The following is a 14789-nucleotide window of genomic DNA, read 5'->3' as shown; positions in this document are numbered from 1 at the left end:
CTTTTTATTTAGTATGATACCATAAAAAAAGGCAAAGAATGGAAAAAAAAGAACCTCAGATAATACCAGTTCAATATATCCCTGTTAATCAATGCGAAGAAGATGAAATAGACTTAAAAGAGCTTATTAAAACAATCTTAAAATACAAAAAATTTATAATTATTTTTACTTTTATAGTTACTTTTTTAGCAGGATTATATGTATTTTTAAAAACTCCTATTTGGGAAATTCAAAGCTCTATTCTTATAGGACAGATAAATTCAAAACCAATAATATCACCTGAAAATTTAAGAGAATATTTAAGTTCAATTTACAAAGTTGAACTTGAAAAAAAATTCAAAAAAATGCCTAACGCTTATTTAATTAAATGAAATTTCAAATAGTATACACAACGGTTTTAAAGATAAAATAGAAAAATATAAACTGCAAAACCAACATGAAATTCAAAACATCAAATTTAAAAGTCAAAAATTTAAAAATAAAATTTTTACAAAACAACAAATTGAAAATTTGCAAAATAAAATCGATAATTTAAATAAATCTTTAAAATTTGATATCCCTCAACCCTCTAATGTTTGACCATCCTGTGAAAGCAATGAATAAAATAAAAAATAATATTAGCTTTTATTACAGGATTTATACGTATTTCTTAAAGAATTCCTAAAAAAATTTAGATGAATTTAGAAAAAAATTAGCAAATGAATTAAAAAAAGAAAAATATAAATTCCAAAAGAGATAAACGAAAGAATTAAATCTTTTTCACTACCAATTATGATTTATTCTGCTTATAGAATAAAAAAAGAATCAATTGAAAAAAACAAAAAACCTTTTACCTGCTATAAATTTCGCTATGAGAACAGATATTGATTTTTTTAACCATTATACACAAAAAAACGATCCGAGAATTTTCCCGTGGGGTGCCTTTATGAGAAAAAGCAGGACTTCCTCAGCTCTGGAATGTCCTAAAAGGTGATATGCATCTTTTAGGACCAAGAGCCGAATGGGATGAACTTGTTAAAAAATATGAAAAGAGTGGTCTTATTACCATATACGCCATATAAACGCCCCGGGAATAACCGGCTGGGCTCAAGTAAATTATCCATATGGCAAGAATCTTGAAGACACTTACCAAAAACTTATATTATATCAAAAACTGGTCTTTGTGGCTTGAAATTAAAACTATTTTTAAGATTATAAAATGATTGGGAAGAAGGGGTTATAATTTTTTTAAAGACAATTTTTAATTAAACTTAACTTTTTCAATTTTTTCGCTTTTAACTTCTTTAAAAATTTCTATCATTTCAAAAATTATATCATATTTTTTCAATTTTAAATTAATCAAAAAGTAAAGTCCCGACCCTATATACTTGACTTTTAAAAACAGATTTGCCCTTATAAAAGATATCTTTTTAAAAAAGTCGATTTTAGTGAAAAATTAATTGGAATTACAGGCGCAACCTTCAATTAAAAACTTTATATAAACGCAGAATTTATTTGAAGAAATAGGTGGAGAAGTTTTAGTGATTGATGAAGTTTATAAATATCCTTATTATGAAAAAGACTTAAAATTAATTTATGACACCCGGACCTTAGCAGAAGAGCGGTAGTTTACAAAATGAACAATTTATCTTTCAGAGAATTTTTAGAATTAAAAACAAATCATACTTTTGAGAGTTATCCGAAAATCTTGCATCTGAAATAACTAAAAAAATAAAACCTTTAAAATATTTTGATGAATATTTAAAATATGGGGCATATCCTTTTTTTCTTGACCTATAAACTTAATCAAACTAAAAAAACTGATTTATCTGATTTGTGTTTCTGAACCGTTTGAACTTAATATCACAAAATTATCAAAAAAATAGAAATAAGCTTAAATTAAGTATATATATTATTTAGATAAAGGGGATATTTTTAATATTTTAAACTCCAAAACAAGAGGAGATGCAATTTTTGTAAAACCTCAAAAAATTTACCTTACAAATACAGATTTAAACACTTAGAGAAACATTCTTTGCTAATCAATTATATGAACACAAGTTAACCTATCCTAAAAATGGTGATTTTTTGGTAGATGAGAGGTATACTTTTGAAATTGGAGGGAAAAATAAATCATTCTCCCAAATTAAAGATGTAAAAAATTCTTTCATAGTTGTGGACGGTGTTGAAATAGGTCATCAAAACAAAATTCCACTTTGGTTATTTGTTATAAAAATAAAAATATTGAAATTAATTTAACATTCAACATTTAAAATTTAACATTTATAACTAATCACTCATTTCAGTTAAAAAGTAAACTCCTGACCCTATAGTTTTTATCTTTTTACAACTTATTTTAGTTAAATTTCCGTTTTCAAGTTTAGAGAGTGTCGCACGGGAAATATTAGCCTTTTTTGCCAATTCTTCTTGTGATAAATTTTTTTCTTTTCTTAATTTTTTAATTATTTTTCCAAGATCTGATAATATTATATTCTTTTAAAAAAGAAATCCCTTTTTTTAAAGCTTCTTTACATTCTAAATAAAGCTCTTTTGCGTTATTTAAAAAACAGTATTTTTCTCCAAATTCAATTAATTCTTCATCAGGGCAGGTTTGTCTTTAAAAATATAAGCAGTTGTAGTTACAACATCATAAGCAGGAGCAAGCCATATTCTACTAAAATCATCGCTAAAAAAAAGCCCAAAATTTTTAAGATGAGCATCTCCGTTTTTTAAAAAATAATTCATTACAACCATTTTAAAAAAAATCTCAACATGTTCGTAGCTTCCTGTATATTTAAAAATTTTTGTTTTTTGCCATAAGAGAAATTACTTCTTCAAATCCTATATTTTCACTGTCAAATCTTTTTTATTTTTAGAAAGAATCTCTTTAATATATTCATTCTCAGCCAAATACTCAAATTCATCTCCCCAGGTTTTAATTATATAATTTTTAAATACAAAATTTTTATCATTTTCTAAAATATAATCTAATTCAAAATTTACACCAAAATCATTTGTTTGCCCAAATTAAATCCTCCCCTCTATATTCGGGGCCAAAATTGAGAAGAGTAAATAATCGTCTATATATCCATAATTTTTTGTTAAATAATTTTTAAAAACTTCAAACAAATACCCCTCTGGCAAAAAAATATCAAAATAAGGGATTATTTCATATTCGTTTTTATAATATTTTTGAGTGTTTGGGAGAGAAAGAGAAATTGAATTTTCAATATCAAAGTTTTTATATTCTAAAATATACTTTTTATCTTCTTTATCAAAAGTTGCAATATGTTGTTTATGATGAAATATATCACTCATCACTCATTTCAATTAAAATGTAAAATTTTTACCCTTTCATTTAAAATTCACAATTTACCACTCATAATTCAACATTCATAACTCATAATTCAACATTCATAACTCATAACTAATCAATAAGCCCCTTTTCCTGTAATCAGAAAATTTAATTGTTTTTAAAAAAATTTTTAAGTCATATAAGAAAGACTTATTTTCAATATATTCTAAATCTTGATCATTATATAAGGCCTAGGTCCCACTACACTCATATCACCGAGAAGTTTTCCTTAAAAATCTGCCTATGGGAGTAACTCTTGGATATTTTTGCCACTCTTCTTTTGCCTGAGACTTTTTTTCTAAAAATTCTTTCAAAATTTTATCATTATTTTCATACATAGTTTTAAATTTTTTGAATAAAAAAAAATTTGATGATTATAGCTATTGGAATAGTGACAGGCAAAGTAACTACAATAGTAAAAATAGAAAACGCAATGTCAAAAATTCTTTTTATAAATTTATTAGATCTTTAGAATTTTATATTTCAAACATTGTTTTAATATAAAAAAAAGTAAATTAGTATATAAATATCTTTTCCAAAGTCTCTTTGGATCTTGAATCAATCTATATAACCATTCTAAAGAATATTTTTGCATCCAGTTGGGAGCTCTTTTTTTTACTCCTGCATACACTTCAAATGCTCCACCAAATCCTATCAATATTACGATATTTTTTCTTTGCTTTTTTTTCTATTTTTTCTAAAATTTCCCTTGTTGAGCCATATAAAAATATCTTTTTTTTTAATTTTGCACATTCTCTTATTAAATCCGGCATTAAATCCATACCTGCAATTCTGTCTTGATCTTGCAATAGGCATACCATCAGGAATAACAATGTCAGCATTATCTACTACTTCTTTAAATTTTTTATCCAAATATGCTTCTATTAACATATGAACATTTGTTACACATACATAACTAGAAATTTATTTTACAATAATATAAATTATATTTTTTGAAAAATTTTATATATATCTATTAATTTTTTATAATTTTTTTCAGGAGTATATTTTTCCAAATACTCATCTCTTGCATTTTGATAAAAAGTCTTATCTTTTTTTTCAAAAAACTCTGTAATTTTACTTCTTAAGTCTATAAAATCTCCTGCAATAAAATGCAAACCTAAATAATTATCTTTCACTATCTCTGCTTGACTACCAATATCTGATGTAATTATAGGTGTGCCTGTTGACAAAGTCTCAACTAATACCATTGGAAATCCCTCATACCATTCTGATGGAAATATTAAAGAAATACTTTTTTTGAGTAAATTTATAATCTCTTTCTTGGATTTAAATCCTAAATATTTTATATTTTTATTTTTTAAAACCTCATTTTTTAAAGGCCCTTCACCCACTACATATAGATTATATTTAGTATTTTCAAAAGCTATAAAAAACAAGTTTTTCTCTTTTTATATCCTTCAGAAATATTCATATTAGAAGATAAAAATTTATTTTTTTGAAAATTCGTTAATGTTATAAATTTATCAACTTTGCTATGCCATGTTTTTATATATTTATGAATATTTGTTACCAAAGAAAGAGACAAAGTTTGCATAAATGAATTTCTATAACATTTATGTATAATACCTGAATATGGAAATATCCATACATTTTTCACATATATTTTCATTTCCAAATAAAATACATTTGGACATATTAATCTATAATTATGTAAAGTTAAAACCACAGGTATTTTAAATTTTTTTGCTACCCAAATATATAGAAGGAGAAACAAAAGGCAAAGAATTATAAAATTACTTTTTCTTCCTTATCCATTAATATTTTCATTTTATAGTACATTCTTCCATAATTTTTTCATATATTTTAAAAGCCTTTCTTTTTTTTAGAAATTCAAATCCTATTTTTATAGACACATTCTCTCTTAGAAAAAACGAAATAACAGCATCTTGTGGATTTCTAATTAATATAACTATGGGTTTAAGGGTTTGAATGAAGTATATCACCATTGTTATTAATTATTTTAACAAAATTTAAAAAACTTTGCATATATGATAGGTTTTCTTTATTCATATTTGTAAATCTCCTTCTTTGATGGTAATTTTAATAAACAAAAATAAAAAACAAAAAAAGCTTGAAAATATTCGTAATAATTATCTAAGTATTAAAAATATTAAAATAAATAGATAAGATATTTTTGCTTTTTATTTGTTAAAAAATATTATAAAAACATTAACTAGACCTAATTCAGCAATAAAAGAAAATATTGAACCATAAGGAATTAAAAGCACCTTGTAACCAATGAGGAGAATGTAATAACTCTTGCCATAAATTATATGTGTTATGATACATATATTCTGATATATTTTTAAAAGGAAAAGCAATATTCTCCTGTAAAAAATAAAGCCGCTCTACTGGAATAGGTACCTCCTCCCATTCCAATAAACAAAAAATTAATTGTAAAATCTTTTTTAAAATTAACTTTTAAAAGATAAAAATGTATTACTCTTTTAATTATCATAAAAAAATTATCAGGTTGCAAAAGTTTATATAATATTAATACAAAAATAAAAAATAGTACAAATTTAAATAAAGATTTATAACAAAAATTTAATAAAGATATAAAAAACAAAATCAACATCAAAATTAATTTTTAAAATAGTTATCAATAAAAAAATAATAGGAAAAATTATAAAAAAAAGAAATGAATTTAAAAAGTATTTAAATTTCCTATAATAAGTAGTTTTTTTCTTTTCCCCATATATTAAAAACACCATGATAAAACGCTTTATTAAATAAAAACAATAATCTTTTAAATTATTATTATACAATTTTTAAATTTATATTTTTAATTCTATTAAAAATCTCTATTAATTAGTGTTCCATTGAATAAAGTAATATAATTATAATAAATATCATTATTTAAATCTTCTATAGAATAAAATTCTTTTTTATGAAAAAAGATTATTAGAATGCCAAATCCTCCTCCTGTGTTTTCATTCATTCTAACATAATGAACTTTTATAATGTCTCCATTAGTTAAATTTTTAATTTCAAATTCTTTTTCCCAAGGTTCATTTAACTTCTAAACCTCTTTTTATTTTGATTTATTAAATAGTTCTGTCTGTTTTATTAGTTTCAACCGGATGAATATATTTAAATTCGGTTATTGTCATAATTGTTTGGATAATTAACAGTTGCTACTTCTTGATAATATTCTTTTTCTAGAGTTTCAAATTTCATTCTCACACTTATCTTGATCTATTTTAATAACTTCTTTAAAATCCGTATTTAACATTATTTTTATATTTCTTGTATATCCTTCTTTTGGTATTCCTTGATACTTATCATTAAAATATCTGTCATCTTCTATCAATCTCTTCTGGTTTTTTATCCCATTGTTTTGCTGTATAATGGACAAATATTTTTTCATAAACAAAATCAGCTAAAAATTTTAAATCTTTATCATTTGTTTTCATTTAATTTATTTACTACATAGTAATTGTTATGAATAATTCTACAACTAATACTGAAATTGCTGAACCTATTTCTTGAAATAAGGGCACTATTATTAAGGATAAAATAATATTTAAAATACTTCCACTTATTAAAATTTTACTAAAAGCTTTTTTTCTATTAAAATTAAGCATTGTCTGAATGCCAGAAATATTGCTTAATTCAATAATCAAAAATATAAATTTCCTAATGATATTTTATCCTTCTAATTTATAATATTATGCTATAATTATATTATATTGCGATATTTGATATGAATATTAAAATAAGTTTTAAGTGTTTTTAAAGTTTGCAATCTAAATTTTATATTAAAATCTTTTTGAATAATATATAAAGCTATTAACCCTGCACTTATAAATCCTAAAGAATTAATCAGTGGCACCTTCCAATAATCACTCTCTTGATGAATAAAAACAAATATTGCTATTGTAAATATAACCTTAGATATTTTATTATCTGAATCAATAATAAAAAAGAAACAATGATTGAAATAAATTTAATTTTTCATTGAGTCTTTCTTAAATACATAATCAGTTGATATATTTGTAATATAGCTAATGAAATAAAATTTGACAATAATCTTTTGTGCTTTATTTTTTTATTTTGTTTATCATCTTACTACGAACCAAGGATTTAAAAGATTTTCTTTATTATAAACTAATAGTCGATAGTCGTTAATTGGTACCATTGTTGGAGCAAGTCTTGGATAAATATCAGCTTTTCCTTCTGCCACAAGACACAGTTTTAAGCTACTGCCAATAGAGATAAAATCATAGTCGATAGTTGATAGTCGATAGTCGATAGTCAAGGATTTAATAAATTTTTTTGTTTCATCATTTAAATGACTTATCTTTTGTTTCTATGGGAAGTTATATTAGTATATCTTTTTCTAAAATAAATCCAATCTAAAACTGGTGCATATACCACTCCAAATATTGGTTTATTTTTATGAATTAAAGCTATATTTATAGTAAATTCCCCGTTTTTTTTAATAAATTCTTTTGTTCCGTCAATAGGGTCAATCATCCAAAAATATTCCCAGTCTTTTCTTTCTTCATAAGGGATATTTTTCCCCTCCTCGCTTAATACAGGTAAATTATATTTTTTTAAACCTTCAGCAATTATTTCATGAGATTTTTTATCAGCTTCAGTTAAAGGAGATTTATCATCTTTATATTCAACAGAAAAATCTTTTTGATAAATATTCATTATCTCTTTTCCTGCTTCCCAGGCTATTTTTAAAACATCATCTATATTAAAAGAAAATTTTTCAATATTAAAAACTTTTTTATACATTTAAAAATCCTTCTCTTTTTATTTTTTAAATAATTTATTATAAAACTTAATGAAGAAATATCATAAGGAGAATCAAGTCCTGTAAAATTTTTAATCTCTCCATATAAAGCTTTTTTATAAAGACCTTTTGGGTCTCTTTTTCCTATAATTTCTCTGCCGTCTCTCTGTCTTTTAGCTACTTCACTTATTCTTCTTATATTTTCTTTTCTATCTTCTTCACTAAATCCCAAATATATTATCTCCATCAAGTAAATATGTATGATATCTCATTTTATTCAGCTCATATTCTAATTCATTTGCAATAGTGCTCTTACCACTTCCACTTAACCCTGTAAACCAAAGGACACAGCCTTTTTGATTTTTAATTTTTTCCCTGTCATTTATACAATGTTTTTCATAAAAATCCTTTCCAGTATCCAGACTATAGACTCAAGCAATGCTTTGCCGTGCTGTTTTTTAAATTTTTAACATCTTTAAAAATACTATCGACTATCGTCTATTGACTATTATTTGACATAATGTTTCTTTACATACTTTACTATTATATCAGCTGCTTCATCAGGAGATATTTTTTCTGTATCAATTACTATTTCTGCGTGTTGTGGTTCTTCATATACATCACTAATTCCTGTAAAGTTTCTTATCTCATTTTTTAGAGCTTTTTCATAAACTCCCTTATAATCTCTTTTTTTACAGATTTCCATAGAAGCTTTAACATATACCACAATATTGTTTTTTACCATTTCTCTAATCATTTTTCTAGATTCTCTATACGGACTTACAAAACTGCAAACTGTAGAAACTGAATTTTTTTGAAGAGTTTGGATTAAGTGTCCTATTCTTTTAATATGCCTGTTTCTCTCTTCCCTGCTAAATCCCGCATTAGGAAACATTTCTCTTACATCTTTAGAATCTATTCTTTCAAGAGGTATATCAAGTTTTTTTAATTTTTCATATACTTTATCAGCAATAGTTGTTTTACCACTTAGAGGAAGTCCTGTAAACCATAAATTAAAAGGCTCAATTCTTTTTCTTCCCCATCTGATTCTCTGCCAAACTTTCTCATGCCCCCAATATAACCCAACTTTTGCTATTGTTTCCAATAATCCCGTTGCAACCGCAAGTTCTACATTTCCAAAAAAAACATAAACAATACTCATTGTAGTACCGGTAGCTATAAAACGCCAGCTAATCCCTTTTACAATTGAACGAATATTTGTCTCTTTATACAAACCTCTTCCTTGATTTTATCATCTTTGAGATACCTTATAACTCTTTTAACATTAAAAGTTTTTTTATTTGTTAAATAGTATATATCTACTACTAAACTTTTTGATTTTTGCCAAACATTTAATTCTCTAAAATTACCCATTTATCACCTTTTCACCTAGAACCTAACACCAAATACCCAATACCTCAATCACCTATTTTTCTACATTCCCACTCAGGAAAATGTTCTCTTATAAATTTATTAAGAGCTATTTCACTTGGAGTATATATTCTTTTATTCTTTCTTTTAGTAGCTTCTCCCACTATCATACCTGCTGCAACAGTATTATTTGTAATTTTATCTATTAATATAAAAGCTCCTGTTCCTTTATTCTCTTCATACAAATCAAATGCTATCTTTTCGCTCAAATCTATCTGAACCCTTGCTATATCATTTAATTTTAGTGTTTTAGCTTCTATTTTTTCCCATGTATTTACATCTTTTTTAAATAAAATTTTTGAAATAATAGCATTCGTCTCTTTAGTATAAAGTTTTAATATATATTCCCTGTTTTTTAAAGGTTCTTCATCCATCCAAACTACAAATGCTTCAAAACTGTCATTAAACTTAGGCTCTTTTTCCTCACTTTTTACTATCAAATCTCCTCTGCTTATATCTATTTCATCATTTAAAAATCCTCTAAAATCAAGATTAGGCCTGTTTACATATTGAACGGGAATACCAAGGAGTGTTTTTCGAATTATCAACTACATTATCACCTTTTAAAGCACTTACAGGAATAAAATCAATCTTAGCTTCCATACTCTTTATAAGGAAGAGAAAATCTTAATTTTTCAAACATTTTTTTATAATCTTTTACTATTTTATCAAATCCTTCTTTTGAATAATCCACTAAATCCATTTTATTAATAGCTACTACAACTAAGAATGTATGTCTTCTTGTTTGAGTTAAAACTCCCTTTCTTGCATCTATTAAAATTACAGCCAAATCAGCTGTGCTTGCGCCTGTTACCATATTTCTTGTATATTGTTCATGTCCTGGGGTATCTGCAATGATATATTTTCTTTTATCTGTACTAAAAAACCTATAAGCTACATCTATTGTTATTCCCTGTTCTCTTTCGCTTTGAAGTCCATCTATTAAAAGAGCAAAATCAATCTCTTCATTTGTTGTTCCGTATTTTTTACTTTCTTGTTTTGCCTGAGCAATTGGTCTTCATCCACAGCTTCCACATGTAATAAACCTGAGCATCTCTTTATTTTCATGCTGCTTTAACTATTAATTCTATCGATTCTATTGTTTCTATTATTTCTAAAAATATCCTTCAATTTTTTTCTTTTCCATACTGCCTTCCTGATCTTTATCTATAAGTCTTCCTTCTCTCTCACTTGTCCTGCTTAAAAGCATTTCTTCTATTATTTTAGGAAGAGTATCAGCATTTGAATTTATAGCCCCCGTTAAAGGATAACATCCAAGAGTTCTAAATCTTACTTTTTCCATTTTTGCTTTTTTTCTAAGTTCTTCTGGCATTCTATCATCATCTACCATTATTTTAGCACCTTCCCACTCTACTACCGGTCTTTCCTTTGCAAAATAAAGTGGAACTATAGGAATATTTTCTAAATAAATATATTGCCAAATATCAAGTTCTGTCCAGTTACTTAAAGGAAAAACCCTAACACTTTCACCCTTATTAATATGGGTATTATATAAATTCCAAAGTTCCGGTCTTTGATTTTTTGGATCCCACCTGTGATTTTTATCACGAAAGCTAAAAATTCTCTCTTTTGCACGAGACTTTTCTTCATCTCTTCTAGCTCCTCCTATTATTGCATCAAATCCGTATTTATTTAGTGCTTTTTTAAGAGCCTCTGTTTTCATTATATCTGTATGAACCTTACTCCCATGAACAAAAGGATTTATATTCATTTCAATCCCTTCAGGATTTGAATATACCAATAAATCTACACCCAACTCTTTTGCTCTTTTATCCCTAAATTCTATCATTTCTTTAAATTTCCATAATGTATCTACATGTAAAAGAGGAAAAGGAGGTTTTCCTGGATAAAATGCTTTCATAGCTAAATGAAGCATAACTGAGCTATCTTTTCCTATACTATACATCATAACCGGATTGCTAAAATTTGCAGCAACTTCTCTTAATATATATATACTCTCAGCTTCAAGTTGCTTTAAATGTGTTAATCTTTCATTATCTATCATGATAAATCCTTATACCATTCATAAACGTCGGTAGATTATTTTCTACTCGCTGCTCGCTCATTTCTACATACCATCTATATACCTTTTCAATTCCTTCTTTATAAGGTTTTTTTATACTGCCAACCTAAACTATGCAACTTACTAACATCTGTAACTTTTCTCATCGTTCCATCCGGTTTTTCTGTATTGAAATAAAAGTCTCCTTGAAAACCAATAATATCTTTAATCAAATATGCAAGGTCTTTTATTGAGATGTCTTTACCCGTTCCTATATTTATATGTGTATTGGTGTTATTTGTTTGTTTTCACCAATATACGAATTACTAATATACCCATCAACAATGTCTTTAAAATCTACATTTTCCATTAAAAATACACAAGCATCCGCCATATCGTCTGAATATAAAAATTCTCGCATTGGTTTGCCTGATTTTTCTAAATCAAATTTTGCTGCTGCTAAAAATACATATTCAGGTTTTTCATTTTTTAAAAACCCATTTAACTTTATCATTTAAAGGCTGTCTGTTTCTATAAGTACTGATGACATTTGTATGTCCCTTTTTTTTATATCTTCAATACTTGGAATTGTATCTTTTAATTTATCTGGAAGTTTTGTAGTTAATCTATATTCACTAACTCCTATTGGCTGTTTTAGATGATAAAACAATAAATCTATTCTAAATTCTTGATTTTCTATTTCTAATTTATACTGCCACAAATGCAAACCCCCTGTCAAATTCAATTAAAAAATCTTTTATATTTTCAATTAAATTATGTCCCCATGGGATTTGAAACAATAAGGAAACAAGTTGTTTCCCTTTTTCATTATCCCAAAAATTTACCCATTGTCTAATAAATTTTAAATTTCTATAAGAAAATCCTTTAATATATCATTACTTATATTTTTCAATAAATTTTTTACCAACATAACAATAAAATCACTGTTTAATTTTAAAAAAGATTTTATTTGGGCAGATTTAAATTTAAATTTTAAATCTTCTAAAATTTTTTTATAATCTTGTAAATTATCAACAAGCTCTTGATAGTTTTCTTTTAAATCACTCTCTACCATCTCTCTTCAAGAGTTATTTTTGACTCCCATCCAAGTTTTTTCCTAAAAGTAAATCAACTTCTGTCGGTCTAAAATATTTAGGGTCTACATTTACAATATCTTTTCCTATCAAATTTTTTACATGATCGATAATATATTGTGGATGTTGTTAAAAGGTTTTGAAGTATTTCCTTTACCTTCAAATGAAATTTCTAACCCAAGATATTTTCCTGTAAGTCTTACAAATTCTCTAATTTCTGTGGTTCTACCTGTCGCTATTACCCAATCTCTTTTTGCACTTAGATTCCCTAAATAAAGTTTTTTATCAAGTCCTAAAAGGATTCTTGCCATTCCTCTTGTTATTTTTCTTGTTACAAATGTTTCTCCACGTCTTGGACTTTCGTGATTAAAAAGTATTCCATTGCAAGCAAACATATTATACGCTTCTCTATAATTTACCGTAATCCAATACGCATAGAGTTTAGCTACTGCATAAGGACTTCTTGGATAAAATGGTGTTTTTTCACTTTGCGGTACTTCCTGAACTAATCCATATCAGATATATTCCGGTTCTTCAAAACTAACTGCTACATGTGATTGTGCTGCAAGGTTGTATATTTATATTCATACTGTCTGTCATATCTCCGTAATGTAAAAAGAAATTTACATTTTCTTCATGCGGGTCTTTATATAAATGGTCTATTCTTTTCGTATTAAAAAGGCTTGTTCTTCTTTTTATACCATGAACTTCATAACCTTTTTCAAGTAAAAATTCTGCTAAATAACTCCCATCTTGACCTTTTTTAGGTTTTAGATTTGAGTTTTGAAATTTAAGATTATTTTTTTTCATACTTTTCCTTTTTATGATATTTTGATAATCCTGTTAGCATTTTAGAAAAATCTAATCTGTTCTTTTAGAGATTCTTTTTCCAGTCCTTCTGCAATATTACTTGCTATAGATAATGCACTTCTAATTATTTGATCTTTAAAACCAAAATCTTTTAACTCTTTTAATTCTTTATATACATTAGCACACATTCTTGAAGATTTTTTCCAAAAATCTAACTTTTCACATTTCATATCTTAGCACCTATCACTTAGCACATACTTCTATTAAAATCATCTTCAAATCTTACAATATCATCCTCACCTAAATATTCGCCAACCTGTGCTTCAATTAATACCACAGGTATTTTACCTGGATTTGACAATCTGTGAATCTCTCCCATTTTTATGTATGTTGATTCATTTGGTCTTACTAAATATTTTTTATCTCCCACTTGAACTTCTGCTGTCCCGCTTACTACTACCCAATGTTCGCTTCTGTGAAAATGTTTTTGAAGGGAAAGTCTTTTTCCCGGTTTTACTATTATTCTTTTTATTTTATATCCGTTTTCATCAATTAAATTCTCAAATATTCCCCACGGTCTATGTACTGTGGTATGAAATTCTGTTAAGTCTTTATTTTCTTTTTTTAACCTTTTTACCACATCTTTTACTTTTTGTGTTTTGCCTTTTTTTGTTATGAGTAAAGCATCATTGGTATCTATTACAATAAAATCTTCAAGTCCTGTCAAAATCACCTAAATCTTTCCATTTAAAATCTGATTTAATTACTTTTATTTTATCACTATGTTCCATAACTGCATAATCTATGCTTTTTTCAGGAATTTTTGACATATCATCTAATCTTATTCTTAAAATATTTTTATCTTTTTTTGCATTTTTATAAGCTTCTAAACTTTTTTCATAAATTTCAGGAGCATATTTTTTAAGTTCTTCTAAAAACACTCCCGCTTTAAACATAAACATTCCGCTATTCCATCCGTATCCTGTATGAGCTTCACTTGGTTTTATTCCAAATGTTACTATATATCCTCTGTTGGGCTAATTCTTTTGCTTTTGTTATCGCTTCTTCATATTTTTTTTTCATTTTTTTTTAAATGATCGCTTGGAGTTATAAAAAGTATTTCATCTTCATTGCTTTGAAACGCTGCGAGGGCTAATTTATTTATCTCTTCTAATTGATCTAATGTTCTCTTTGCTGTAAGCTGAAAAAGTGATTTATTATCAAAAAGTTTTATAAACTGCTTTGGCATTAGTTTTCTGCTTAACGGCCATAGCCTTGTTCCACTCCCCCCGCAAAGAATTATATTTTTCAAAAACTTTCTCCTAA

15 protein-coding genes and 8 pseudogenes are annotated in these 14789 nt (G+C 26.1%); 3 read left to right on the top strand and 20 right to left on the bottom strand.

The window, feature by feature from the left end:
- Positions 1 to 38: 38 nt before the first annotated feature.
- From DZ64_RS0104950 to DZ64_RS14080, 3 genes are all read left to right on the top strand, one after another.
- Positions 39 to 371, top strand: a complete 333-nt coding sequence (locus DZ64_RS0104950; RefSeq protein WP_024789670.1) for a Wzz/FepE/Etk N-terminal domain-containing protein — start codon at positions 39 to 41, stop codon at positions 369 to 371.
- A gap of 437 nt (positions 372 to 808) precedes the next feature.
- Positions 809 to 973, top strand: a complete 165-nt coding sequence (locus DZ64_RS12720; RefSeq protein ID WP_201768472.1) for a hypothetical protein — start codon at positions 809 to 811, stop codon at positions 971 to 973.
- 1 nt (position 974) lies between these two features.
- Positions 975 to 1061: a hypothetical protein gene (locus DZ64_RS14080; RefSeq protein ID WP_369792112.1), complete on the top strand. Its 87-nt coding sequence runs from the start codon at positions 975 to 977 to the stop codon at positions 1059 to 1061.
- A gap of 1207 nt (positions 1062 to 2268) precedes the next feature.
- Here DZ64_RS14080 and DZ64_RS14075 read toward each other — a convergent pair.
- The 20 genes and pseudogenes from DZ64_RS14075 to DZ64_RS14030 all read right to left on the bottom strand — a co-directional run bounded on the left by DZ64_RS14075 (position 2269) and on the right by DZ64_RS14030 (position 14775).
- Positions 2269 to 2466, bottom strand: a complete 198-nt coding sequence (locus tag DZ64_RS14075) for a helix-turn-helix domain-containing protein (RefSeq protein WP_369792111.1) — start codon at positions 2464 to 2466, stop codon at positions 2269 to 2271.
- A 102-nt stretch (positions 2467 to 2568) separates the two neighbouring features.
- A complete protein-coding gene (locus DZ64_RS11820; RefSeq protein ID WP_255327545.1) occupies positions 2569 to 2781 on the bottom strand; it encodes a HipA domain-containing protein in 213 nt (70 codons plus the stop codon).
- A 225-nt stretch (positions 2782 to 3006) separates the two neighbouring features.
- The gene (locus DZ64_RS0104915; RefSeq protein WP_024789669.1) at positions 3007 to 3297 is read right to left on the bottom strand and encodes a HipA N-terminal domain-containing protein; all 291 of its coding nucleotides are present in this window, start codon (positions 3295 to 3297) and stop codon (positions 3007 to 3009) included.
- Between the two features lie 249 nt (positions 3298 to 3546).
- On the bottom strand, positions 3547 to 3672 hold the full coding sequence (locus DZ64_RS12710; protein ID WP_201768471.1) for a hypothetical protein: 126 nt from the start codon (positions 3670 to 3672) through the stop codon (positions 3547 to 3549).
- 122 nt (positions 3673 to 3794) lie between these two features.
- A complete protein-coding gene (locus DZ64_RS14070; protein WP_369792110.1) occupies positions 3795 to 3965 on the bottom strand; it encodes a WecB/TagA/CpsF family glycosyltransferase in 171 nt (56 codons plus the stop codon).
- 1 nt (position 3966) lies between these two features.
- A complete protein-coding gene (locus DZ64_RS14065; RefSeq protein WP_369792109.1) occupies positions 3967 to 4107 on the bottom strand; it encodes a hypothetical protein in 141 nt (46 codons plus the stop codon).
- A gap of 171 nt (positions 4108 to 4278) precedes the next feature.
- Positions 4279 to 4734 carry a glycosyltransferase family 4 protein gene (locus DZ64_RS0104900; RefSeq protein ID WP_024789666.1) on the bottom strand — a complete coding sequence of 152 codons (456 nt, stop codon included), beginning with the start codon at positions 4732 to 4734 and terminating at the stop codon, positions 4279 to 4281.
- Between the two features lie 1720 nt (positions 4735 to 6454).
- Positions 6455 to 6759, bottom strand: a pseudogene (locus tag DZ64_RS14060) (UDP-galactopyranose mutase); the annotation flags it as partial.
- 281 nt (positions 6760 to 7040) lie between these two features.
- Positions 7041 to 7259 (bottom strand): hypothetical protein, encoded by a 219-nt coding sequence (locus DZ64_RS14055; protein WP_369792108.1) that lies wholly within the window; start codon positions 7257 to 7259, stop codon positions 7041 to 7043.
- 162 nt (positions 7260 to 7421) lie between these two features.
- Positions 7422 to 8107 (bottom strand): annotated as a pseudogene (locus tag DZ64_RS10710) (3'(2'),5'-bisphosphate nucleotidase CysQ).
- A pseudogene (locus tag DZ64_RS14050) lies at positions 8062 to 8527 on the bottom strand (adenylyl-sulfate kinase). The pseudogenes DZ64_RS10710 and DZ64_RS14050 overlap by 46 nt, the downstream one beginning before the upstream one ends.
- Positions 8528 to 8613: 86 nt before the next feature.
- On the bottom strand, positions 8614 to 9339 hold the full coding sequence (gene cysC, locus DZ64_RS0104845; protein WP_024789659.1) for an adenylyl-sulfate kinase: 726 nt from the start codon (positions 9337 to 9339) through the stop codon (positions 8614 to 8616).
- A 184-nt stretch (positions 9340 to 9523) separates the two neighbouring features.
- Positions 9524 to 10614: pseudogene (locus DZ64_RS14045) on the bottom strand (sulfate adenylyltransferase subunit 1); the annotation flags it as partial.
- 36 nt (positions 10615 to 10650) lie between these two features.
- Positions 10651 to 11562, bottom strand: coding sequence for a sulfate adenylyltransferase subunit CysD (gene cysD / locus DZ64_RS0104830; RefSeq protein WP_024789658.1), 912 nt, complete (start codon positions 11560 to 11562; stop codon positions 10651 to 10653).
- Positions 11552 to 11992 (bottom strand): annotated as a pseudogene (locus DZ64_RS14040) (hypothetical protein); the annotation flags it as partial. The pseudogene DZ64_RS14040 and the gene cysD, both read right to left, overlap by 11 nt.
- A gap of 81 nt (positions 11993 to 12073) precedes the next feature.
- Positions 12074 to 12304, bottom strand: a complete 231-nt coding sequence (locus DZ64_RS0104815; protein ID WP_236618653.1) for a DUF1016 domain-containing protein — start codon at positions 12302 to 12304, stop codon at positions 12074 to 12076.
- Between the two features lie 117 nt (positions 12305 to 12421).
- On the bottom strand, positions 12422 to 12634 hold the full coding sequence (locus DZ64_RS11785) for a hypothetical protein (RefSeq protein WP_024789655.1): 213 nt from the start codon (positions 12632 to 12634) through the stop codon (positions 12422 to 12424).
- A gap of 40 nt (positions 12635 to 12674) precedes the next feature.
- Positions 12675 to 13463, bottom strand: a pseudogene (locus DZ64_RS14035) (GDP-mannose 4,6-dehydratase); the annotation flags it as partial.
- A gap of 47 nt (positions 13464 to 13510) precedes the next feature.
- Positions 13511 to 13693: pseudogene (locus DZ64_RS0104790) on the bottom strand (four helix bundle protein); the annotation flags it as partial.
- A gap of 17 nt (positions 13694 to 13710) precedes the next feature.
- A pseudogene (locus DZ64_RS14030) lies at positions 13711 to 14775 on the bottom strand (sugar phosphate nucleotidyltransferase).
- Positions 14776 to 14789 lie beyond the last annotated feature (14 nt).

The organism is Lebetimonas sp. JH292, assembly GCF_000523275.1.
Classification (GTDB): domain Bacteria; phylum Campylobacterota; class Campylobacteria; order Campylobacterales; family Nautiliaceae; genus Lebetimonas.
This window is presented reverse-complemented; position numbering and strand designations above follow the sequence as displayed.